A 21951-nucleotide genomic window follows, 5' to 3' on the forward strand; every position below is an offset into this window, starting at 1 on the left:
CGGTCCCATGGACTATTCCCTGTGGCCGGCCGCCTCGCGGACCTGGCCGGAGATTCTCGAGGGTGCGGAGTACGCCGAACGGACCGGGTGGCACGGCGTCTGGATCGCCGACCACTTCATGCAGAACAACGACGACCTGTCGGTGCCGGTGAACGAGGCGATGGCGCTGCTCGGCGCCCTCGCGGCGCGGACCGAGCGGGTGCGGGTCGGGTCGATGGTGTTCGGCAACACCTACCGGCACCCGGCCGTGGTCGCGAACTGGGCGGCCACGATGGACCAGCTCAGCGGCGGCCGGTTCGTGCTCGGCGTCGGCGCGGGCTGGCAGGTGAACGAGCACGAGGTGTACGGGATCGCCCTGCCGCCGGTGAAGGAGCTGCTGGCGCGCTTCGAGGAGGCCTGCCAGGTGATCCGCGGGCTGCTCACCGAGGACCGCTTCAGCTTCGACGGTACCCACTACCAGCTCAGCGGCGCGCCGCTGGAGCCGAAGCCCGCGCACCTGCCGCTGCTGATCGGCGCGTCGGGCGAGAAGGTCGCGCTCCGGATCGTCGCCCGGTACGCCGACGAGTGGAACCACTGGGGGCTCCCGGAGCTGGCCCGGCACAAGGGCGAGGTCTTCCGCGCGCACTGCGAGAAGCTCGACCGCGACCCCTCGACCGTACGGCGGTCGACGCAGGCGATGATCAAGGTGATCGACGCCGGTGACACCGAGGCCGAGGCGTACCGCGACAACCTGATCGCGGCCGGCCGCCCGGTCGTGATCGGCAGCGCCGAGCAGGTGCTGGACACGCTGTCGCAGTACCCGGACGCGGGCATCGACGAGCTGCTGATCCCGGACTCGTTCTACGGCTCGGGGAACCAGCGCTTCGACGCGCTGGAGCGGCTGCGCGAAGAGGTGCTGGTCAAGATCTGAGCGTCGCGACGACCGGCCAGTGGTCGCTCGGAAGGCGACCGTCTGGCCGGTCCTGGGCGACTTCTGCCGTCAGCACGTTCAGGTGTTTCACCAGGATGTGGTCGATGCGCTCGTCGGCCACCCCGGTGAAGTCGTGGAACGTCCCGCCGGCGTCCGCAGGCAGGGTGTCGGTCCAGCCCGCGTCGGTGAGCACCTTCAGCGGCGGCGAGCCCGGTTCGGCGTTCAGGTCACCCATCAGGATCCACGGCTGATCGGCCGTCGCCCACTGATCGATCAACCGGGACGACTCGACCCGGGCGGTTTCCCCCAGGTGGTCGTAGTGAGTGTTGACCACCCCGACCCGCTGACCGGCCGACTCGAGCTGGACCAGCGTCGCGATCCGGGTCAGGTCCGCATCCCACCCGACCGACCCCGGCCGCTCCGGCGTCGGTGACAACCAGCGCGTCTCGTACGAAGCGATCGTCCACGCGCCCGGCCGGACCATCACCACCGAGTGCTCACCCGCCGCCAGGCCGTCGTCCCGCCCGGCGCCGACGATCTCCCAGCCGCCGAAGCGTTCGCGCAGGTAGTCGAGCTGATCGGGCAGCACCTCCTGCAACCCGACCACGTCCGCCTCCAGCGCGGCGATCGCCGCGACCGTCGCCTCCCGGCGGAGCGGCCAGGAGTCGTCGCCGTCCGGCGCCGAGGAGTTCCGGATGTTGAACGTCGCCACCGGCAGCTGCACAGTCATCCCTCGATCCAACCAAACCTGCGCCGACTCCCGGCCGTCACCCCTTCAAACCAGGGCGCGCTCCGTGGCCAGCCCCATCGCAGTGCTTGCCTTCAGCAACAAAGGCGCGGCGGCCTCGATCGCCCGGTCCCGTCCGGCGGCCAGCAGCGCGTCGACCGTCGCCGGGTCCGACGCCAGTACGGCGTACTGGCGCTGCAGCGGTTCGATCACACTCAGCACCGCATCGGCGACGTCGGTCTTCAGCTCGCCGTAGCTGCGGTAGCCCTTGGCCAGCTCACCAGGATCACCGTCGGTGCACGCGGCCAGGATCTCCAGCAGGTTGGTCACGCCCGGCTTCAGCTCCGGATCGTGCCGGACCACGTTCTCCGAGTCCGTGACCGCCTTCATCACCTGCCGGCGGATCACGTCCGGCGGGTCGAGCAGCCGGATCGTCCCGATCGCGTCGTCGACGTCGGACTTGCTCATCTTCGCGGTCGGCGTCTGCAGGTCCTTGATCCGGGTCGCGAACGCCGCCTTGGCCAGCTCCGGGACGACGAACGTCTCGCCGTACTCGCGGTTGAACCGGATCGCGACGTCCCGGGCCAGCTCGACGTGCTGGTCCTGGTCGTCGCCGACCGGCACCCGGTCGGTCCCGTAGAGCAGGATGTCGGCGGCCATCAGGCACGGGTAGGTGAACAGCGAGACCCGGGTCATCGGTCTGTCCCGGCCCTTGTCCTTGTACTGGATCATCCGGGACAGCTCCCCGACGTACGACGTGCACTCGAGCAGGTACCCGAGCTGGACGTGCGCCGGGACCTCCGACTGCACGAACACCGTGCCCTCGGGGGACCCGGCCGCCAGCATCAGCGTCGCGGTCTCCCGGGTCAGCTCGGCCAGCCGCCGGGGCACGTGCCGCATGGTCATCGCGTGCAGGTTGGCGACGAAGTAGAACCCGTCCGGGTCGGTGAAGCGGCGCAGCGCGCCGAGGTGGTTGCCGAGGGTCAGCCGGCCGGTCGGCATGATGCCGGACACCGAAGTCATCTTGTTTCCTCTTCCGTGGGTGGTGACGCCACCCCGTCCGAGGCCAACAAAAAGAGGCCGCCTCGGCGAGGCGGCCTCTGGATGCGTGTGAACGCTGGGGGTCCGCCGTCAGGCGGCCCACCACTGCTGCGAAGTCAGTCGGTTCACACGGAGCAGCATAGATCAGGCGAACATCTCGGCCAAGAGCTCCGGTCCGATGACGATCGGCTCGGGCCGGTAGCCGGGCGGTTCGGTGCCCGCCAGCTCGCGGACCAGGAAGTCCCAGCAACGCCCGCGGACGTAGGCCAGGCAGTCGAGGAACGCGTGCTCCGCACCCGGTACGACGAGCAGCTCGAACGCCTTGTTCGCGGCGATCAGCCGGTCGGCGAGCCGGAGCGTGTGGTCGGGGTGGACCTGGTCGTCCATCTCGCCGTGCACCAGCAGCAGCTTGCCCTCGAGCCGGTCGGCGGCCTGCACGTTGGACGAGCGGGCCCAGGTCTCGGGGGCGTCCGCGCCGTCGTACGCCTCCGCGAAGCCGGCGTTGAAGAACTGCGGATCGTGCGAGCCGGACATCGCCACACCGACCCGGTACGTCGCCGGGAAGTCGAGCATCGCCCGCGCCGCGGCGTACCCGCCGCCGGAGTGGCCGAACGCGCCGACCCGGTCCAGGTCCATCCACGGCCGGGTGGCCGCCAGCTGCTGCAGCGCGGCGACGTGGTCCTCCAGCGAGCCCGCGTCGGCCAGGTGCCCGTACGACGCGTCGTGGAACGCCTTGCTGCGGCCCGGCGTACCGCGGCCGTCCAGTGCGATCACCACGAAGCCCAGCGCGGCCAGGGGTTCCGCGTCGAGGCCCATGCCGCCCGGGTCGAAGCAGGGCGCGACGCGGGTGACCTGCGGGCCCGGGTAGAGGTTGTCGACGATCGGGTAGCGCTGGTCGGACTCGAAACCGTGCGGGCGGTACAGGACGCCGTACAGGTCGGTGACGCCGTCCGCCGCCTTCACGCGGAAGCGCTCCGGCGCCGTCCAGCCGGTGGCGACGAGCTTGCTGATGTCGGCGCGTTCGAGCTCGACCAGGATCTTGCCGTCCCAGTTGCGGGCGCTGATCACCGGCGGGGTCTCGACCGTCGAGGCGGAGTCGACGAAGTACTGGTGGTTGGCCGAGACCGTGACGACGTGGTCCTGGTCGTCGTCGGTGACCTTGACGAAGCCGCTGCCGTCGAGGCCGACCCGGCAGACCGTCCGCCGGTACGGGTCCTCGGCGACCAGGCCGGAGGCGGTGAAGTAGACGACGCGCTCCTGCTCGTCGACGTGGAGGATCTGGCGGACTGCCCAGTCGCCGGAGGTGACCTGGTTGAGGAGCTCGCCGGTGCGGACGTCGTACCGGTAGAGGTGGCCCCAGCCGTCGCGCTGCGAGTACCAGAGGACCTCGTCGGTGGTGGTGTGGACGATCGGCGCCTCGGTCATGAACTGGTTGGGCTCGACGCGGGTCTCGCCGGACTCGGTGATCACCGTGCTGACCTCGCCGGTCGCTGGGTCGAGGCGGTGCAGCGTGAGAGTGCGCAGGTCGCGCGGGCGGCCGAGGTAGTAGACCGCCGAGCCGTCGGGAGCCCACCAGGCCCACTGGGAGGTGACCGGGGACATCACCGGCGTCTGCAGCGGCTCGGCCTGGGCGCGGACCACGTTGCCGGTGGCAACATCCAGGACGACCAGCTCGGCCAGCGGCAGGTGCTCGTCACCGGCGTACGGGAAGCGTTGGGTGTGGACGGTGGGGGCGCTGCCGTCGGCCGGGCGGGCTTCCAGCAGGTGGGTCTGGCGGACGTTGCGCTCGTCGGTGCGGTGCGTGAGGACCTTCGTCGAGTCGGGCGACCAGGCGACAGCGGGGGGCAGGTACGGGATGCCGAGCTTGCGGAGCAGGGTCGGGTTGGCGGTGGAGGACGGGCCGGCGCCGTAGGCGTAGTCGGCTTCGCCGTCGGTGGTCAGGGCCCATTCACTGTCGGCGGAGACCGCCCAGAGGTCGTGGCCCCGGCGGGAGACCGCGAACTTGCCGTCGGGGGAGGCGACGTCGAGGGGGTTGGCGGACGGGCTGCCGGGCGCGGCGGGCGCTTCGGCGTCGGTCTCGGCGGTGTTCGGCGCGGTGGGGTCCTCGGCGTTGCCCGGCGCGGTGGCCGCGGGCGGCTCGGCGACGATCTCACGGGTGCCCGCGGCCGGGTCGACCAGGACGATCCGGTGCTCGGTGCCGGTGTTGACGGCGTACCAGAACCGGGCGCCGCCGTCGATCCACTGCGGCCGGACCTTGTCCCCGACGACGAGCTCGCCGGGGCGGGCGGGGCGGCGGAGCAGCTGCTCCGCCGCCTGGTACTGCTGCGTGCTGGTCATGCGCTGGAATCCTTTACGGGCTGGTGTTCTTCAGAGGCCACGGGCGGTGATGTCGCCCTTGGTGGTGGTGGCCTTGATGGTCACGGCGGTCGCGCCGTCGTTCTTCAGCGAGTTCTGCACCCGGCCGAGCGTGGTGCCCGCGTCCAGGGCGGCCGAGGCCGTGGAACCGACCGAGATGTTCCCGGCCTGCGTGGTCAGGACGACGGTGCCGCTGACAGCGTCGTCGACGGTGAGGTCACCCTGCAGGGTGCTGATCTCGGCGTCGCCGTTCAGCCGGCCGATCGTGACGTTGCCGGCCTTGGTGTCGACCCGGACGGTCGCGGCCTCGTCGATCTTGAGGTCGCCCTGGGCGCCCTCGAAGGCGAAGTCGCCGAACCGGCCGACCGCGCGCAGCTCGGCCCCGGCCGCCGTGGCCTCGACCCGCGAGCCGGTCGGGAGCTGGACGGTGACCTCGATCGAGCCGGAGCTGCCGAGGATCTGGTGCTTGGTGGGGGTGACGATCCGCAGCACGCCGTCGGCGTACTCGACGGTGGTCTGCTCGGCGGCCTTGACGTCGCGGTTCTTGGCCGCGTCGGCGGGCCGGACGTCGACGGTGGTGTCGGTGCGGTCGGCGGCGATGAGCTGGATCCGGCCGGCCGGGATGTCGACGACGGTGCTGATCGGGGAGGTGCTGGCGAAGGTCTGCATGGTGTGCTCCGGGGGTTCGTCGTTGGTGTTTCTGATGAGGGAAACGCTACGTTGCGTTCATGAATCCGGCAACAAGAATTGTCAGCGTTTGAGGCGTTTGCGCAGGTCAGAGCCGCTATTTCATTGCACTGGCTGAGAATCTAACGCAACAACGGTGGATGATGTCGTTGCGTTGGCTTGCCGGTGAACGCTCCGGCGGGCGTGTCCGCGCGGCCGGGGCTAAGGTCTTGGGCATGAGTGGTGAGGCGATGCTGGTCTTCGACGAGGGCCTGACGGCGTACGACTTCGGGCACGGCCACCCGATGAGCCCGGTCCGGGTCGAGCTCACGGTGAAGCTGGCCCGGGCCCTCGGGGTCCTGGACCAGCTGCGGGTGGTCCCGGCCCCGACCGCGTCCGACGACCTCCTGGGCACCGTGCACACCGCGGAGTACATCGCCGCGGTGAAACGGGCCGGCCAGGATCCGGACGTCCCCGACCTGCGGCACGGGCTCGGGACCGACGACACCTACTGCTTCCCCGGCATGCACGACGCCTCCGCGCACGTCGCCGGTGCCTCCGTCGAGGCCGCCCGCGCGGTCTGGGAGGGCGAGGTCCTGCACGCCGCCAACATCGCCGGCGGCCTGCACCACGCGATGCGCGCCCAGGCCAGCGGCTTCTGCGTCTACAACGACCCCGCGATCGCGATCCAGTGGCTGCTCGACCACGGCGCCCGCAAGGTCGCGTACGTCGACGTCGACGTGCACCACGGCGACGGCGTCCAGGCGGTCTTCTACGACGACCCGCGCGTCCTCACCGTCAGCCTGCACGAGTCGCCGACCACGCTCTTCCCCGGCACCGGTACGGCGGGGGAGACCGGCGGGCCGGGCGCCGAGGGCACCGCGGTGAACATCCCGCTCCCGCCCGGTACCGGCGACGCCGGCTGGCTGCGCGCGTTCCACGCGATCGTCCCGGACGTGGTGAAGGTGTTCGGGCCTGACGTCCTGGTCACGCAGCACGGCTGCGACTCCCACGTCGAGGACCCGCTCGCGCACCTGACCAAGACCGTCGACGGCCAGCGCGCGGCGTACGCGGCTCTGCACGACCTCGCCCACGAAGTCTGCGGCGGCAAGTGGGTGGCGACCGGAGGCGGCGGCTACGCGATCATCGAGGTCGTCCCGCGGGCCTGGACGCACCTGCTGGCGATCGTCGCCGGGAAGCCGGTCGAGCCGACCACCGCCGTACCGGAGTCCTGGCGCGAGGAGGTCAAGCTGCGCTACGCGCGGATCGCGCCCGGCCGGATGACCGACGGCAACGACGGCTCGTACGAGCCCTGGTCGGCCGGCTACAACCCCGACACCTGGCTGGACCGCTCGATCAAGGCCACCCGGGACGTCTCGTTCCCGCTGCTCGGCCTCGACCCGACGTACTGAATCGAACGTTCGGCCGAGTCACACCAGACACCCTCTTTCCCATTCGTACCATCAGCCACTACGCTCGGTTCATGCACGGGCGGAGGTGCCGGAGGGGAAGCCGGCGCACGATCCGTGCTGGAAGTGCGGTGCGTTATGGCATCAAAGAAGTCCGGTGGTGAGCAGCCGCTCGCCGAGGTGAAGTTCCTGACCGTGGCTGAAGTCGCCACGGCCATGCGCGTGTCCAAGATGACGGTGTACCGCTTGGTGCACTCCGGCGAGCTGCCCGCGGTCCGCGTGGGCCGGTCGTTCCGGGTGTCGGAGGACGCGGTGCACGACTACCTCAAGGGCGCCTTCTTCCAGGCCGGATAACTACGAGAAGCACAGCGGCCGGAATCCCGAAGGGACCGGCCGCTGCGCCTTGCCCTGCGTCAGCGCTTCAGCAGTTGCCGGATGAGGTCAGTGACCTCGTGCGGGGACTCCTCGGCCATGAAGTGGCCGCTGGTGGTGGTGTGGTGGACGATGACCGGGGCCCAGGCGCGCCAGCGCGCGGCGGCGTCGAAACCCAGCGCGCTTCCCCAGTCCTGCTGCATCACGGCTACGGGCATGGTCAGCTTCCGGCCCGCGTCGAGGTCGGCCTGGTCGTGGCGTACGTCGATGCCGGCGCTCGCCCGGTAGTCGGCGACGATCGACGGGACCGCATCGCGGCAGGCGTCGAGGTACGCCGTACGGATGTCCGCCGGAATCGCCTCCGGGGTCTTCACCCACAGGTCGAGGAAGTAGCCGAAGAACGCGTCGGCGCTCGCGGTGATCATCGTCTCGGCCAGACCCGGTGGTTGAGCCATCAGGTAGAGGTGGAAGCCGACCGCGGCCGAGGTGCCCTGCATCACCGACCACATGTCGAGGGTCGGCAGGACATCGAGGCTGGCCAGGTGGGTCACCGCCTCCGGGTGGTCCATCGCCGCCCGGAACGCGACCAGCGCGCCGCGGTCGTGGCCGACCAGCGCGAAGCGTTCGTGCCCGAGCTCCTTGGCGAGCGCGACGATGTCCGCGGCCATCGTGCGTTTGGAGTAGGTGTCCTCGCTCGCCTCCACGGGCTTGTCGCTGGCGCCGTACCCGCGCAGGTCGGGGAAGATCACCGTGTGGTGCTCAGCGAGCTCGGCGGCGACGTGCCGCCACATGAGGTGGGTCTGCGGGAATCCGTGCAGCAGCACCACGGGACTCCCGGCCCCACTCACCGCCACGTTCAACGCGACTCCGTCAGCCACAACCACCCGCTGACACTCGATCTCACTCATCGGACTCCTCGTTGCCGGTCTTCAGTACCGGTCCAAGCCTCCGGCCCGCGGATGAGCATTCGATGAGCGCGCTAACTTTGGGGGGTGATCGAGCGGCCGGGGTTCGGGGTGCTGGGCCCTGTTGTTGCTTGGGGCAAAGACGGGGAGCCGCTCGCGCTGAAGGGGCCCCGGCATCGGGCGGTCCTCGCGCGGCTGATCGTGGCGCGCGGGCGGGTGGTGCCGGTCGACGTACTGGTCGACGATCTGTGGGTGGCGCCTCCGGCCGGCGCGGTGAGTGCGGTGCGGACGTTCGTGGCCGCGCTCCGGCGGGCGGTGGAGCCGGAGCGGCCCGCGCGGGGGAAGCCGCAGGTGCTGGTGACCGAGGGGCCGGGGTACGCGCTGCGGTTGCCGGAGGACGCTGTCGATGCCTGGCGGTTCGAGCATGCGGTGCGGGACGGCGTCGGGGTCGAGGAGGCGCTGCGGCTGTGGCGGGGACCGGCGTACGCCGAATTCGCCGACGAGCCGTGGGCGCGAGCGGAGCGGGCTCGGCTGACGGAGCTGCGGCTGCAGGCGGTGGAGCTGGTCGCCGCTGGGCGGGTGGGGTCAGGACGAGCTGCGGAGGCTGTGGCTGAGCTGGATGCGCACGTCACGGAGCACCCGTGGCGAGAGGAGGGCTGGCGGCTGCTGGCGCTGGCGCTCTACCGGTCGGGGCGGCAGGGGGATGCGCTGGCTGTGCTGCGGCGGGCTCGGGGACTGCTGGTCGAGCAGCTCGGGGTCGCCCCAGGGCCGGCGCTGCAGCAGCTGGAGGGCGACATCCTGCGGCAGGCTGATCACCTGCAGGAGAGCTCCAGTGCGGTGTGGGAGCGGGCTGTCGCGTCGTACGAGGCAGTGGGGGCTCGGGCGCGGTTGGAGTCGACTGTCGGGTTGCTGCGGAGCCTGGCGATCACTGGCGGCGGTGGGCTCGTGGCGGCGCGGGAGCAGCGGGTGGCGGCGATCGCGGCGGCCGAGGAGCTGGGGGATCCGGAGCTGACGGCGCGGGTGATCGGCGCGTACGACGTACCGGCGATCTGGACGCGCTCGGACGACGAGGAGCAAGCCGCGGTGGTGGTCGCGGCAGCTGAGCGGACACTCGAGCAGTTGTCTTCTGTGCGGTTGAGGGCACGGTTGCTGGCGACGATTGCCATCGAGTCCCGGGGCAGCGGGTCACCACGCGCACGTGCTGCCGCGCTGGAGGCCGTGGCGATTGCTCGTGAGCTGGAGGACCCAGCGCTGCTCGCGTTCGCGCTCAACGGCGAGTTCATGCAGACGTTCCACAGCACCGGGCTCGCGCTGGAACGCGATTTCATCGGCGTCGAGCTGATCGCGCTCGCGCGCAAGCACGGGCTCCCGACGTACGAAGTGCTCGGTCATCTGATCCGCATCCAGACCCGCGCAGCCCTCGGCGACTTCGTCGCCGCCAGCCTTCACGCTGCCGCGGCCGACGAGCTGGCGGCGCGGTACGAGACGCCGCTGGTCGCGGTCTTCACCCGCTGGTACGCCGTACTGCGTGACCCGAGCGAAGCCGCCTACCGCGACGCCGCCAAACTCCTCGACGGTGCCGGAATGCCTGGCCTGCAAGGGGGTTTGCTCGCACTCGCCGTCCTCACCGTGCGGCTAGGCAACACCCCGCTGGACGCCGACGCGGACTACGGCCCGTACGAACCCTGGGTGCGCCCACTCATCACCGGCGCCGGCCTGGACGCCGTACCGGACCCGCCGAACGACCTCCTCCAGGAGCTGCTCTGGACCCTGGTCGGCGAGGCAGCGCTTGCCCAAGGCAACAAAGCGGCGATGGCCCGCGCGGCCGCGGCGCTCGCGCCCGCCCTGGCCGAGGAGAGCGCCGGCAGCGGCCTCGTCACCCTCGGCCCGGTGCGCGAGATCTGGCATCGCCTGAAGCGCGATCCTGCTGCAGACTGACCCGCATGACGATCAGGTACGGCGGTCCCGGGCTGCGGATCGCGGGGGACGGGCTGGTGCTGCGGGAGTGGGAGCGCGGGGACCTGGTCGCGATGTCGCAGCTGTTCGACGACCCCGACGTCGCGTACTGGACGCCGTTGCGAACGCCGTTCGACCTGGCGGCGGCCGAGGAGTACTACGACGCCGCGCACACCGACAACGGGCGGATCCACCTGGCGATCACCACCGACGGCGAGCAGCCGCTCGGCGAGGTGATGATCAACCAGCGGACCAGTGCGCTCGGGTACGTCGTCGGCTCGGCGTACCGCGGGCGGGGGCTGGCCGGGCGGGCGCTCGACGTACTGACCGGGTACGCGCACGAGGTGCTCGGTCTGCACCGCGTGATCCTCGAGATCGAGCCGGGCAACGAGGCCAGCGAGGCCGTCGCCACCCGCACCGGTTACACCCCGACCGACCTCCCGCCGATCAGACTGATGCAGAAGAGCCGCGACCTGCAGCTCCGCATCTGGTCGCACCCGGCCGACTAGCGGCGCGGCACCTACCCGATCCGCCTCCCGCGGACGGCCAGCCCACCCGGCACCGGCCCACCGGCCGGCTCGACCACGTGGTCGAGCAGCAGCCCGGCCGCGAGGAACGCGTTCAGGAACTCGGCCAGCGGCGTGTGCCGCATCCCCACCGTCCGCCTGATCCCGTCGTCCCCGGTCCACGGCGCCGGCTCGTGCCAGCCCGACTGCCGGTACGTCGGGTGTGCCAGCCGCCCGCCGTCCTCCTGGTACTCGATGTGCGGGCCGTTGAAGCACGGGTGCGCGCCGTAGAAGTAGAACAACCCGTCCGGCCGCAGCACCCGAGCGACCTCGCGCAGCGTCCCCGGGAAGTCGTCGAGATCGGTCGAGATCCACAACGCGACGACGTCGTCGAAACTCTCGTCCGCGAACGGCAACCGGGCCGCGTCACCCTCGGCCAGCGGCACGCCGCCCTTCGCCTTCGCGTACCGCAACTGGTCCGCCGACCGGTCCAGCCCGACGATCCTCCGCCCGGTCTCGGCGATCATCTCGAAGTAGTTTCCGGTGCCGCAGCCGAGGTCCAGACAGAGCCTTCCCGGGCCGGGCCCGAGCAGCTCCAGCAGGTCGTCGCGGTTGTCCTCGGCCCAGTGCGTGCTGCGAGCGGCGTACCAGTCGGCGACGCCGTTGTATCGAGCTCTCATCCCCCTTACCTACCCCTCACTTAGGTGCCTACGCACACTTGCGGGTAGGCTTTGCCGACGCTCTCTTTAAGTTTGGAAGGTCCAACTGTGGGTTCGGTTATCAAGAAGCGCCGTAAGCGGATGGCGAAGAAGAAGCACCGCAAGCTGCTGAAGAAGACGCGGGTGCAGCGCCGCAAGCTCGGCAAGTAAGCAGTTCCAGCCGCTCTGGTCACCAGAGCGGCGTTGTGCGGGGTTGCTGTCTGGCTGGGGGTCACTCGTGGCACAGGTGGTGATGGTGACCGGCGTCTCGAGGGACGCCGGTGCTCGGTGTGCGCGGCGACTGGCCGCGGACCCCTCCATCGGGACCGTGATCGGGATCGACGTGGTCCCGCCGCGGGCCGAGCTCGGCCGGGTCCGGTTCGTCCGGGCCGACATTCGCAACCCCGTGATCGCCAAGGTCATCGCCGGTGAGGACGTCGACACTGTCGTCCACACGGGCGTGGTGGCGACCCCTGGCAGCGCCGGTGGCCGGTCGTCGATGAAGGAGATCAACGTCATCGGCACCATGCAGCTGCTCGCCGCGTGCCAGAAGGCGCCCGGCCTGCGCAAGCTGGTGGTCAAGTCGTCGACCACGGTGTACGGCGCGGGTCCGCGCGACCCGGCCATGTTCACCGAGGAGATGGCGCCGCGCGCGATCCACCACACCGGGTTGAGCAAGGACGCCGTCGAGGTCGAGGGGTACGTGCGCGGGTTCGCCCGGCGCCGCCCCGACGTGACGGTCAGCACCCTGCGGATGGCGAACTGGATCGGCCCGCAGACCGACTCCCCGATCACCCGCTACTTCGCGATGCCGGTCGTCCCGACCGTCTTCGGGTACGACGCCCGCCTGCAGTTCCTGCACGAGAGCGACGGCGTCGAGGCGATCCACCACGCGACCGTCGAGGACCTCCCGGGCACGTTCAACCTGGCCGGCGACGGTGTCCTCGTGCTGTCCCAGGCGATCCGGCGGCTCGGCCGCCCGGTGGTCCGGCTGCCTTCGTTCACGGCGTCGAGCACGGCGGCCGTCGTCCGGCGGGCCCGGCTGGCCGACTTCTCGCCGGACCAGATCACCTTTCTCACCTACGGCCGCGCGGTGGACACGACCCGGATGCGGACCGAGTTCGGATTCGAGCCGCAGTACACGACCGCGGAGGCGTTCGACGACTTCCGCGCCTCGATCAGCACCGGCGCGATGACCACGGCGTCGAAGCTGCTCACCGCCGGGCTGGGAGCACTGCGTGGCTGACGCGGAGATCATCCCGATCGGCTCCGGCGGGCGCCCTGGGCGCGGGAGTGCCCGGCGTACGACGCCGTCGGCGGCCGCGCGCTCGCTGGCCGGGAAGAAAAACAAGAAGATCGAGCCCGAGGTTCAGACCGAAGAAGATCCTCAGATCTCTGTGGACAACTCTGTACCTGATCAGTCTGTGGATGCCTCAGCTCCCGACTTCGTCGCGTTCGAGCGGATGGTGCGGGACCTCTTCGGCGCGGCCGGGGAACAGAAGGTCGCGGAGTGGCTGGCGTTCCTGCGCCGGCGGCTGACCGGGCAGTACGAAGTCGACGAGTTCGGGTACGACGCCGAGCTGACCGACCAGGTGCTGCTCGCCGGGCTACGCCCGCTGGCCGAGAAGTGGTTCCGGGTCGAGGTGCGCGGGATCGAGAACATCCCCGACACCGGTAGCGCGCTGATCGTCGCGAACCACTCCGGCACGATGCCGCTGGACGGCCTGATCACCCAGCTGATCGTCGCCGACCACACCAACCGCCCGCTGCGCACACTCGCCGCGGACCTGGTCTTCCGGACGCCGTTCGTCGGCGAGCTGGCCCGCAAGGGCGGCGCGACGCTGGCCGGCAACGACGACGCCGAGCGGCTGCTCCGCGAGGGGAACCTGGTCGGCGTCTGGCCCGAGGGCTTCAAGGGCCTGGGCAAGCCGTTCAGCGAGCGCTACAAGCTGCAGCGGTTCGGTCGCGGCGGCTTCGTCAGCGCCGCGATGCGGACCGGCGTACCGATCGTGCCGTGCTCGATCGTGGGCGCGGAGGAGATCTACCCGCTGGTCGGCAACATCGCGTCGCTGGCCCGGCTGCTCGGCGTCCCGTACATCCCGGTGACCCCGTTCTTCCCGCTGCTCGGCCCGCTCGGCATGGTCCCGCTGCCGTCGAAGTGGCTGATCGAGTTCGGCGAACCCATCCGCACCGACGACTTCCCCGACGGCGCCGCCGACGACCCGATGCTGGTCTTCAACGTCACCGACCAGGTCCGCGAGACCATCCAGCAGACCCTGTACGCCCTGCTCATGCAGCGCCGCAGCGTCTTCTTCTGAGCGTTGAGCGAGGTCGAGGAGCTACTGCACGGCGGCAACGTCGCCGACGCGGTCCTCCGCGTCGGTACGACGGTGCGCAAGCCGGTCACCGCCTCCACGCCGGCCGTCGAGGCCGTCCTCGACCATCAGCCCACCCGCTGACGCGCACTGGTACCAGCCGATCCCGGATCCTGCGGGTGGCCGGCTGATCTGTCACAACGATCCCGCGCCGTGGAACCTGGTGATCGACGGCGATCGCTGGGTCTTCATCGACTGGGACGGCGTGGAGGATGCCGAGCGGCGCGAGTTCCCGCAGGCGATCGCCGCGCACACCCGCGGGATGTTCGAACTGCTGGTCCGCGGTGCCGAGACGGGGGAGCAGCCGTGGGCTCGCCTGCACGCGGAAGGCCACGCCGACTACTGGGGACCGGCCGCGGAGTACGTCGAGCAGCACCACGACGCCTGGCTCAAAGCAGTGCAGTAAAAAGAAGAGCCCCCGGCGACACCGTCGCCGGGGGCTCTTTCACTTCAGGTGCTACTTCCAGGGAGGCAGCAGAGTCTGGATCACGCCGGGGAGGTTGATCGTCGGCAGTGGCAGGCTCAGGGTCGGGAACGGCCAGGGCCAGCTCGGCGTTCCGGGGGTGGGCAGGCTCGGGAGCGGGGTACCGGACGACGTCGACGTCGGCGTCCCGGACGGCTGGTTGCCGGGCGGGGTCAGCAGCTTGGTCGGCTGCGTCGTGTTCCGCTCCTCCACCTTGGTGGTGTCCGGGACCTCGGTCGGCGCCGTGCTCGGCTTCGCGCTCGGCTTGGCCGACGGCACCGTCGGGCCCGACTTGACCGGGTCTTCGGGGTCGTTCGGCTGCGCGTTCGGCTGTTCCGTGCTCGGCTCGGTGACGTTCTTGGCCGGCTTCGGCTGGTCGCACTTGGGGCAGGCCAGCTTGGTGTGCCGGGTCAGCTCGTCGATCGTGGTGACCGCCTCGACGGCGGCCTTCAGCGAGTCGGGCGGCAACTTCGGAGCGAGCTCACCCATGGCCTGGCGGGCGCTGGTGATGAACGTCGTGATCGCCGTGATCGAGCCGGGGTCGTCGTCTTGCTGGTACGACGCCACGAGCCGGGACACGCCCTTGCGGGCCTGGTCGTTGAACAGGCCGAGCGTGCTGTTGATGACGGCCACGTCGCCGCCGTTCGACACCAGCGCGTCCACCTCGGACAGCCTGGTCATCGCGTGCTCGAGGTCCCGCCGGCCGCGGGAGTCGTCCCCGACGCTGACGTTGGTCGACACGTTCTCGATGCTGCGCTTCATCCCGTACAGCGTGTCGCCGGGCATCGCCTGCTGGGCGGCGGCAGCGGAACCGATGCCACCTCCGAGCAGTACGAGCGCGGCGGTGCTCGCCACCAGCCGGATCCTCCGGCCGGGGCGATGACGGATCGGTGTCACGGACGCCTCGTCGTCCTCGCGGGGCGGCAAGTCCTCCTCGCTGTCCGGTGAGCTGTGCACAACGGTCGGAGTCGTCGCCGCCCTGGCGGCCGCCTGCTCCAGCAGACGGTGCCTCAGCTCGGCGCTGAACTCCGGTCGCGGTGCCACTGCCCCGGCGGTCCTCAGCCGCCCGGCCAGTTCCACAGCTTCCAGCAACTCAGGGTCATCGCTCAGTCGCGAAGAGTGACGGGGCCCGTGATCGACGGCGTGCGCGAAGGCATCCGCGCGCGCTCGAGCCCTGGTTAGGTCACTCATGAGTTCTCGTTCTCCTCAATGGTCCAGTCGGGGTCACCGACAGGTCCTCACCAGGCAAACGAAGAAACTCCCTGACTGGTTACGGAAGACCTTGGTTGTCATCCGCCTCACCTCAAGTCCTTGGGGATTACCTTCGCCAAGTGCCTGACGGCCCTCAACTGCAGTTGCTTGACCGCGCCTTCGGACTTCTCCAGCGCCTTGGCCGTCTCGGCGATCGACAGACCGGCGAAGAATCGCATGGTCAGGCAGTCGCGCTGCTCGTCCGGCAAGGCCGCGACGGCGTCCCGCAGCACCTCGGCGGTCGCGGCGGCCAGGACGTCGACCTCCGGCCCCTCGGTCTGCCGGTCGTGCGTCTCGATCTCGTCGGTGACCACCTCGAGCCGGACCCGGCCCGACTTGTAGTGGTCGGTGATCAGGTTGCGGGCGATCGTCACCAGCCAGGCACCGAAGTCCCGGCCCTGCCAGCGGAACGAGTCCAGCGCGCGCAGCGCCCGGACGAACGTCTCGCTGGTCAGGTCCTCGGCCAGGGCCGAGGACGACACCCGCGCGTAGATGTAGCGATAGACGGTGAGCGAGTACTCGTCGTACAGCTCACCGAATGCACCGACGTCTCCAGCCTGGGCGCGATCGACGAGCTCTGCACGTCTCATCCCGTCCGGGCTCGGCTCCGGCGTCGTCAAGATCTCTCCCCGTTTCAACTGACACGTCTACGACTGGCACATCCGCGACTGAGACATCGTTGGATGGCCACAGCGGCTGAGACAGCACCGAGCGTTACGCCTGAAGCACCCGCTGTCAACAGGGCGAGGCGCGTCGCCTTGCGTCCGGTCCGGTAGTCCCGGACCTGCCAGCCGGCCGTCCGGGCATGCCGCCGCAGCCTGCTGTCAGGGTTGATCGCCCACGGATTCCCCACCATTTCCAGCATCGGCAAGTCGTTCACCGAGTCCGAGTACGCCGAGCACGCGGTCAGGTCCAGCTCCTCGTGCTTGGCCAGTGCCCGGACGGCTTCCGCCTTGGCCGGGCCGTGCAGAATATCGCCCACAAGTACACCTGTATAGACCCCGTCACTCTGGGCTGCAACAGTTCCCAGCGCGCCGGTCAGGCCGAGCCGCCGGGCCAGCACCCGGGCCACCTCGACGGGGGCGGCCGTGACCAGCCAGACCCGCTCGCCGGCGTCCAGATGCTGCTGCGCGAGCGCCTTCGTCCCTGGCCAGATCTTGTCAGCCATCAGCTCGTCGAAGATCTCCTCAACCAGGATCTCGACCTCGGTGACCCGGTGCCCGGCGATGAACGACAGCGCCGCGGAGCGGGCCTTGGCGACCGAGTCCGGGGTCTCGCCGCGCAGCCGGAAGGCGAGCTGCTGCCCGGCCTTGGCGGCGATCTCGGCGAACGTGAAGAACCGGCGCCGGTACAGACCACGCGCCAGGTGGTACACCGAGGCGCCCTGCAGCAGCGTGTTGTCCACGTCGAAGAAGGCGGCCGCGTGGCTCACCGAGGGGGTCGCCAGCGCGGCTTCCAGCTCGGCCGCCGCCGCACTCGCCTCACCGGCCAGCACGGACCTGGCGCGTAGGTCCCTGGTCACTCTGAGCACCTTAACCGGAACATGACAGACTCGCGCTGTGAACTTCAACTTCGCGGATGTTCTTCGTGACACAGCGCGACGTCATGGGGAGCGTCTCGCGCTGGTCGACGGTGACCGGCGACTGACCTGGAGCGAGCTCGACGAGGCCGTCGAGCGGACCGCCCAGGGGTACGCCGGTGCCGGTCTCGTGCCCGGGTACCGGGTGATCCTGCTGATGGCCAACAGCATCGAGTTCGTCACGGCCTACTTGGGATGTCTGCGCGCCGGGCTGGTCGCCGTACCGCTGAACACCGGGCTCACCAAGCCCGAGATCGGCAACGTCGTGCAGCACTCCGGAGCGCGCCTGGCGGTCGCCGACGGCGACCTCGCGGACAAGCTCGAGGGCGTCAAGGTGGTCCGGGCCGGCGACCTCGGCGGTCACGCTCCGCTGTCGCCGCAGACCGACCCGGAGAGCCTTGCGGTCCTGCTCTACACCTCCGGCACCAGCGGCGACCCGCGCGCCGCGATGCTGACCCACCGCGCGCTGGCCGCCAACGTGGAGAACCTGGCCGGTCTCGGCGAGGACCGGATGGGCCCCGAGGACGTGGTGCTCGGCGTGCTCCCGATGTTCCACGCGTTCGGCCTGAACGCTGTCCTCGGCTGGGCGATCGCCACCGGCGCGGCGCTCGTGATCGACCAGCGGTTCGACTCCACCGGCACGGTCGACCTGATCAGCTCGTACGCCGTGACGCGGCTCCCGCTCGCGCCGCCCGCTCTGCACGCGCTGCTGGCCCGCGACGACCTCCGGGAGCGGCTGGCCTCGGTCAAGGTCGTGCTGACCGGCGCGTCGAGCCTGGACCGCGCCCTGGCCGACCGGTTCGAGCAGGTCACCGGCCTGTTCGTCCACCAGGGATACGGGTTGACCGAAGCGTCCCCGGGCGTCACCACGACGCTCGGCGAGGAGGAGCCGAAGCCGGGCTCGGTCGGCCGCCCGCTTCCCGGTGTCGACCTGCGGATCGCCGACGAGCAGGGCGAGGACGTCGAGGGCGACGACCCGGGCGAGATCCTGGTCCGCGGCAAGAACCTGTTCTCCGGCTACTGGCCCGACGGCGCGGACGGCCCGGACGCCGACGGCTGGTACCGCACCGGAGACGTCGGGTTCCTGGACGCCGACGGCGACCTGTACCTGGTCGACCGGCTCCGCGAGCTGGTCATCGTGAGCGGCTTCAACGTGTTCCCGAGCGAGGTCGAGGAGGTCCTGGTCGGCGCTCCCGGGGTCCGCGAGGCCGCGGTGATCGGGGTCCCGTCGGAGGAGACCGGCGAGGCGGTCAAGGCGTTCGTCGTACCGGCCACCGGTGCTGCGGTCGACGTGGCCGAGGTGCTCGCGTACGCCGGGCAGCGGCTGGCCCGGTTCAAGTGCCCGGTCGAGATCGAGGTGGTCGACCACCTGCCGCACTCGGTCACCGGCAAGGTCGCCAAGGGCCGGCTCCGGGAGGCGGACCGGTGAGCGCGCGGGTCACGCTGTACGGCAAACCCGGCTGTCATCTGTGCGAGGACGCCCAGGCGATCGTGGCCGCGGTCTGCGCCGAGCTGGGCGTGGAGTGGACCGAGATCGACATCACCCAGGACCCCGAGCTGTTCCGCGAGTACGGCGAGCAGATCCCGGTCACCTTCGTCGACGGCCGCCAGCACGACTTCTGGCGGGTCGACCCCGCCCGGCTGAAGAGGGCCTTGACAACAGCGTGAGTTTCGACGTGACGTCCGTCATGGGTGTCACCGCCGATTTTGTTCTCACGTTCACAAGCTCCTAGAGTGGGGGTGTCGCCCGCCGTGAGGCGAGTGACTCGCGAACCACCTTTCCAGGAGAACTGTGACGCCTGCCCGCAGCCGTCGCCCCGGCGCGCCGACGCGAACCGAACGCGGCATTCCCGAGGCCACTGTCGCGCGCTTGCCGGTGTACCTGCGGGCCCTGACCGCGCTGTCGGACAGTGGCATCGCCACCGCGTCGAGCGAGGATCTCGCGACCGCGGCCGGCGTCAACTCGGCCAAGCTCCGCAAGGACCTGTCCTACCTCGGCTCCTACGGCACCCGCGGGGTCGGGTACGACGTGGAGTACCTGCGGTACCAGATCGCCCGTGAGATCGGCGTCACCCAGGACTGGGCCGTCGTCATCGTCGGGATCGGAAACCTGGGCCACGCGCTGGCCAACTACTCCGGGTTCGGCACCCGCGGCTTCCGGATCGTCGCCCTGCTGGACGCGGCGCCCGAGCTGGTCGGCGAGCGGATCGGCGACATGGTCGTCCGCGACTTCGCCGAGCTGGAGGAGATCGTCGCCGCCGACCGGGTCTCGATCGGTGTCATCACCACTCCCGCCGGTCCGGCCCAGGAGGTCTGCGACCGGCTGGTCGCGGCCGGGGTGACCAGCATCCTGAACTTCGCGCCGGTGGTGCTGTCCGTGCCCGACGGCGTCGACATCCGCAAGGTGGACCTCTCGATCGAGTTGCAGATCCTGGCGTACCACGAACAACGAAAGTCCGGAGAGGCGGCGCTCCCCGAGGTGCCCGAACTACCAGCGATCAACGGTCTGCCCGATCTGCCTTCCGTGGGCGGAGGTGTGGGCGCGTGAGCTACCTGGTCGTCGGCATCTCTCATCGCAGTGGTGACATCTCCGTGCTGGAGCGGGTCGCGCTGGACGCGGACGCGGCGACCAAGCTGGCGATCACCGTTCAGCACAGTCCCGCCGTCAGCGAGTCGGCCGTGCTGGCCACCTGCAACCGCACCGAGGTCTACGCCAACGTCGACCGCTTCCACGCCGGGATGGACGAGGTCACCGCGATCCTGTCCGACATCACCGGCGTCCCGCTGCTCGACCTGGCCGAGCACCTCTACGTGCACTTCGAGGAAGGCGCCGTCGCGCACCTGTTCCAGGTGTCGGTCGGGCTGGACTCGATGGTCGTCGGCGAGAGCCAGATCCTCGGCCAGGTGAAGGAGTCGCTGCGCGTCGGCCAGGACCTGGAGACGATCGGCAGCGGCCTGAACGCTCTGTTCCAGCACGCGCTGCGGACCGGTAAGCGGGCCCGCACCGAGACCGGGATCGACTCGGCCGGCCGCTCGGTGGTCACCGCCGGCCTGGATGCCGTCGGCGGCTTCGAGGGCCGCCGCGCGCTGATCGTCGGTGCCGGCTCGATGGCCTCGCTGGCCGCGCAGACCCTGATCAACGGCGGTGCCGCGAGCGTCACCATCGCGAACCGCAACCACGAGCGCGCGATCGCCCTGACCGAGCGGATCGGCGGTACGGCGATCCCGCTGGCCGGCGTACCGGACGCTCTGGCCGAGGCCGACCTGGTGGTCAGCTGCACCGGGGCCCGCGGCACCGTGCTGACCGAGGAGATGATCCGCAACGCCTCCGACGGGCGCCCGATCGGCGTCCTGGACGTCGCGCTGCCGCGCGACGTCGAGCCCGGCGTCGCCCGGATCCCCGGCGTCACGCTGGTCACTCTGGCCGACCTCGCCGGTACGGCGGGCGGCAGCGAGCACGACATCGACGAGGTCCGCCGGATCGTCGGCGAGGAGACCGGGGCCTTCGAGGCGACCCGGCGCGCCGCCTCGGTCGCGCCGACCGTCGTCGCGCTGCGCGCGATGGCCAGCGAGCTCGTCGACTCCGAGCTCGCCCGCCTCGACCGCCGGCTGCCCGGCCTCGACGAGAACCAGCGCCACGAGGTCGCCCGGACCATCCGGCGCGTCGTCGACAAGGTGCTGCACACCCCGACCGTCCGCGTGAAGGAACTGGCCGCCGATCCGGGCGGCCCGACGTACGCCGACGCGCTGCGCGAGCTGTTCGCGCTCGACCCGGCGACCGTCGACGCGGTCACCGCCCCCAAGACCACCACCGGAGGTGAGTCCGCATGATCAAGCTCGGAACCCGCCGGTCGGCGCTCGCGACCGCTCAGGCCACCCATGTCGCCGACGCGCTGCGGGCCCTCGGGCACGAGGTCGAGCTGGTCCCGATCGTCACCACCGGCGACGTGAACCGCGCGCCGCTGGAGCAGATCGGCGGCACCGGCGTCTTCGTCAGCGCGCTGCGCGACGCCCTGGTGGCCCGCGAGATCGACATCGCCGTGCACTCGCTGAAGGATCTGCCGACCGCGCCGGTCGAGGGCCTGACCCTCGGCGCGATCCCGGTCCGCGAGGACCCGCGCGACGTCCTGGTCGCCCGCGACGGCCTGACCCTCGGCGAGCTGCAGACCGGCGCCCTGATCGGGACCGGCTCACCGCGCCGGCAGGCGCAGATCGAGGCCCTCGGCCTCGGCGTCGAGCTGACCGGGATCCGCGGCAACGTGGACACCCGGATCGGGATGGTTGCCGAAGGCAAGCTGGACGCGGTGGTGCTGGCCCGGGCCGGGCTGGCCCGGCTGGGCCGGCTGGACGAGATCACCGAGACGCTGGACCCGATCCAGGTGCTGCCGGCGCCGGGACAAGGTGCCCTGGGCATCGAGTGCCGCAGCGACGACACCGCCGTACTGGCCGCGCTGGCGCCGCTGGAGGACCCGGCCACCCGGGCCGCGGTGACCGCCGAGCGGCAGCTGCTGGCGACCCTCGAGGCCGGGTGCACCGCACCGGTCGGGGCGCTGGCCGAGGTGGTCGAAGGTGAGGACGGGCCGGAGCTGTGGCTGCGCGGAGCGCTCGGTCAGGACGACGGGGTCCGGAGGCTGTCCGCGAACGGGTCGGTCGACGATCCACAGGCGGTCGGCCGGGCGCTGGCGCACGAGTTGCTGGAGCAGACATGACACCGGCACGGGGCACGACGACGGAAAAG

General features: G+C 70.7%; 24 protein-coding genes. 15 read left to right on the forward strand and 9 right to left on the reverse strand.

Annotated features, from left to right (window positions below; genetic code table 11):
- Positions 1-7: 7 nt before the first annotated feature.
- Positions 8-910 carry a TIGR03560 family F420-dependent LLM class oxidoreductase gene (locus tag AB0M01_RS21545; protein WP_363672074.1) on the forward strand — a complete coding sequence of 301 codons (903 nt, stop codon included), beginning with the start codon at positions 8-10 and terminating at the stop codon, positions 908-910.
- Here the strand turns inward: AB0M01_RS21545 and AB0M01_RS21550 are convergent.
- From AB0M01_RS21550 to AB0M01_RS21565, 4 genes are all read right to left on the reverse strand, one after another.
- On the reverse strand, positions 900-1640 hold the full coding sequence (locus AB0M01_RS21550) for an endonuclease/exonuclease/phosphatase family protein (protein WP_363672076.1): 741 nt from the start codon (positions 1638-1640) through the stop codon (positions 900-902). The two genes, AB0M01_RS21545 and AB0M01_RS21550, sit on opposite strands and share 11 nt — an antisense overlap.
- A 45-nt stretch (positions 1641-1685) precedes the next feature.
- A complete protein-coding gene (gene trpS / locus AB0M01_RS21555; protein WP_363672078.1) occupies positions 1686-2660 on the reverse strand; it encodes a tryptophan--tRNA ligase in 975 nt (324 codons plus the stop codon).
- 162 nt (positions 2661-2822) lie between these two features.
- On the reverse strand, positions 2823-5015 hold the full coding sequence (locus AB0M01_RS21560) for a DPP IV N-terminal domain-containing protein (protein WP_363672080.1): 2193 nt from the start codon (positions 5013-5015) through the stop codon (positions 2823-2825).
- A gap of 30 nt (positions 5016-5045) precedes the next feature.
- The gene (locus AB0M01_RS21565) at positions 5046-5702 is read right to left on the reverse strand and encodes a DUF4097 family beta strand repeat-containing protein (RefSeq protein ID WP_363672082.1); all 657 of its coding nucleotides are present in this window, start codon (positions 5700-5702) and stop codon (positions 5046-5048) included.
- Between the two features lie 233 nt (positions 5703-5935).
- Here AB0M01_RS21565 and AB0M01_RS21570 point away from each other — a divergent pair, with 233 nt between their 5' ends.
- Together AB0M01_RS21570 and AB0M01_RS21575 are read left to right on the forward strand one after the other, a co-directional pair.
- The gene (locus tag AB0M01_RS21570; RefSeq protein WP_363672084.1) at positions 5936-7111 is read left to right on the forward strand and encodes an acetoin utilization protein AcuC; all 1176 of its coding nucleotides are present in this window, start codon (positions 5936-5938) and stop codon (positions 7109-7111) included.
- 135 nt (positions 7112-7246) lie between these two features.
- Positions 7247-7462, forward strand: a complete 216-nt coding sequence (locus AB0M01_RS21575; RefSeq protein WP_012923942.1) for a helix-turn-helix domain-containing protein — start codon at positions 7247-7249, stop codon at positions 7460-7462.
- A 59-nt stretch (positions 7463-7521) separates the two neighbouring features.
- On the opposite strand, the gene AB0M01_RS21580 is transcribed toward AB0M01_RS21575, so the two are convergent.
- Positions 7522-8388: an alpha/beta hydrolase gene (locus AB0M01_RS21580; protein WP_363672086.1), complete on the reverse strand. Its 867-nt coding sequence runs from the start codon at positions 8386-8388 to the stop codon at positions 7522-7524.
- 84 nt (positions 8389-8472) lie between these two features.
- Between AB0M01_RS21580 and AB0M01_RS21585 the strand changes: the two genes are divergently transcribed.
- Positions 8473-10323 carry a BTAD domain-containing putative transcriptional regulator gene (locus AB0M01_RS21585; RefSeq protein ID WP_363672088.1) on the forward strand — a complete coding sequence of 617 codons (1851 nt, stop codon included), beginning with the start codon at positions 8473-8475 and terminating at the stop codon, positions 10321-10323.
- A 5-nt stretch (positions 10324-10328) separates the two neighbouring features.
- On the forward strand, positions 10329-10850 hold the full coding sequence (locus AB0M01_RS21590) for a GNAT family N-acetyltransferase (RefSeq protein WP_363672090.1): 522 nt from the start codon (positions 10329-10331) through the stop codon (positions 10848-10850).
- 11 nt (positions 10851-10861) lie between these two features.
- Here AB0M01_RS21590 and AB0M01_RS21595 read toward each other — a convergent pair whose 3' ends face one another.
- Complete coding sequence (locus tag AB0M01_RS21595) at positions 10862-11527, reverse strand: class I SAM-dependent methyltransferase (protein ID WP_363672092.1); 666 nt, start codon at positions 11525-11527, stop codon at positions 10862-10864.
- A gap of 87 nt (positions 11528-11614) precedes the next feature.
- Between AB0M01_RS21595 and AB0M01_RS21600 the strand changes: the two genes are divergently transcribed.
- The 5 genes from AB0M01_RS21600 to AB0M01_RS21620 all read left to right on the forward strand — a co-directional run bounded on the left by AB0M01_RS21600 (position 11615) and on the right by AB0M01_RS21620 (position 14326).
- The gene (locus AB0M01_RS21600) at positions 11615-11716 is read left to right on the forward strand and encodes an AURKAIP1/COX24 domain-containing protein (protein ID WP_008356322.1); all 102 of its coding nucleotides are present in this window, start codon (positions 11615-11617) and stop codon (positions 11714-11716) included.
- Between the two features lie 67 nt (positions 11717-11783).
- Complete coding sequence (locus AB0M01_RS21605; protein WP_363672094.1) at positions 11784-12791, forward strand: NAD-dependent epimerase/dehydratase family protein; 1008 nt, start codon at positions 11784-11786, stop codon at positions 12789-12791.
- Positions 12784-13863 carry a lysophospholipid acyltransferase family protein gene (locus AB0M01_RS21610; protein ID WP_363672096.1) on the forward strand — a complete coding sequence of 360 codons (1080 nt, stop codon included), beginning with the start codon at positions 12784-12786 and terminating at the stop codon, positions 13861-13863. The genes AB0M01_RS21605 and AB0M01_RS21610 overlap by 8 nt, the downstream gene beginning before the upstream one ends.
- Positions 13864-13866: 3 nt before the next feature.
- Entirely contained in the window at positions 13867-14004 is a 138-nt protein-coding gene (locus tag AB0M01_RS21615; RefSeq protein WP_363672098.1) for a hypothetical protein, read from the forward strand.
- A gap of 79 nt (positions 14005-14083) precedes the next feature.
- Positions 14084-14326 (forward strand): hypothetical protein, encoded by a 243-nt coding sequence (locus AB0M01_RS21620; protein WP_363672100.1) that lies wholly within the window; start codon positions 14084-14086, stop codon positions 14324-14326.
- A gap of 51 nt (positions 14327-14377) precedes the next feature.
- Here AB0M01_RS21620 and AB0M01_RS21625 read toward each other — a convergent pair whose 3' ends face one another.
- The 3 genes from AB0M01_RS21625 to AB0M01_RS21635 all read right to left on the reverse strand — a co-directional run bounded on the left by AB0M01_RS21625 (position 14378) and on the right by AB0M01_RS21635 (position 17156).
- On the reverse strand, positions 14378-15238 hold the full coding sequence (locus AB0M01_RS21625) for a DUF5667 domain-containing protein (RefSeq protein WP_363672102.1): 861 nt from the start codon (positions 15236-15238) through the stop codon (positions 14378-14380).
- A 443-nt stretch (positions 15239-15681) separates the two neighbouring features.
- Positions 15682-16224 carry a sigma-70 family RNA polymerase sigma factor gene (locus AB0M01_RS21630; RefSeq protein ID WP_041289570.1) on the reverse strand — a complete coding sequence of 181 codons (543 nt, stop codon included), beginning with the start codon at positions 16222-16224 and terminating at the stop codon, positions 15682-15684.
- 44 nt (positions 16225-16268) lie between these two features.
- Positions 16269-17156 (reverse strand): HAD-IB family hydrolase, encoded by an 888-nt coding sequence (locus AB0M01_RS21635; RefSeq protein ID WP_363672105.1) that lies wholly within the window; start codon positions 17154-17156, stop codon positions 16269-16271.
- 37 nt (positions 17157-17193) lie between these two features.
- Between AB0M01_RS21635 and AB0M01_RS21640 the strand changes: the two genes are divergently transcribed.
- The 5 genes from AB0M01_RS21640 (at position 17194) to hemC (ending at position 21922) form a co-directional block, all read left to right on the forward strand.
- A complete protein-coding gene (locus tag AB0M01_RS21640; RefSeq protein ID WP_363672107.1) occupies positions 17194-18642 on the forward strand; it encodes an AMP-binding protein in 1449 nt (482 codons plus the stop codon).
- Complete coding sequence (locus tag AB0M01_RS21645; protein WP_363672109.1) at positions 18639-18881, forward strand: glutaredoxin family protein; 243 nt, start codon at positions 18639-18641, stop codon at positions 18879-18881. The genes AB0M01_RS21640 and AB0M01_RS21645 overlap by 4 nt, the downstream gene beginning before the upstream one ends.
- A gap of 124 nt (positions 18882-19005) precedes the next feature.
- Positions 19006-19761 carry a redox-sensing transcriptional repressor Rex gene (locus tag AB0M01_RS21650; RefSeq protein WP_184799268.1) on the forward strand — a complete coding sequence of 252 codons (756 nt, stop codon included), beginning with the start codon at positions 19006-19008 and terminating at the stop codon, positions 19759-19761.
- Entirely contained in the window at positions 19758-21044 is a 1287-nt protein-coding gene (locus AB0M01_RS21655) for a glutamyl-tRNA reductase (protein ID WP_363672111.1), read from the forward strand. The genes AB0M01_RS21650 and AB0M01_RS21655 overlap by 4 nt, the downstream gene beginning before the upstream one ends.
- Positions 21041-21922, forward strand: coding sequence for a hydroxymethylbilane synthase (hemC, locus tag AB0M01_RS21660; protein ID WP_363672113.1), 882 nt, complete (start codon positions 21041-21043; stop codon positions 21920-21922). Before AB0M01_RS21655 ends, hemC begins: the two co-directional genes overlap by 4 nt.
- The last annotated feature ends 29 nt before the right edge of the window (positions 21923-21951 follow it).

Source organism: Kribbella sp. NPDC051770 (genome assembly GCF_040681455.1).
GTDB lineage: Bacteria > Actinomycetota > Actinomycetes > Propionibacteriales > Kribbellaceae > Kribbella.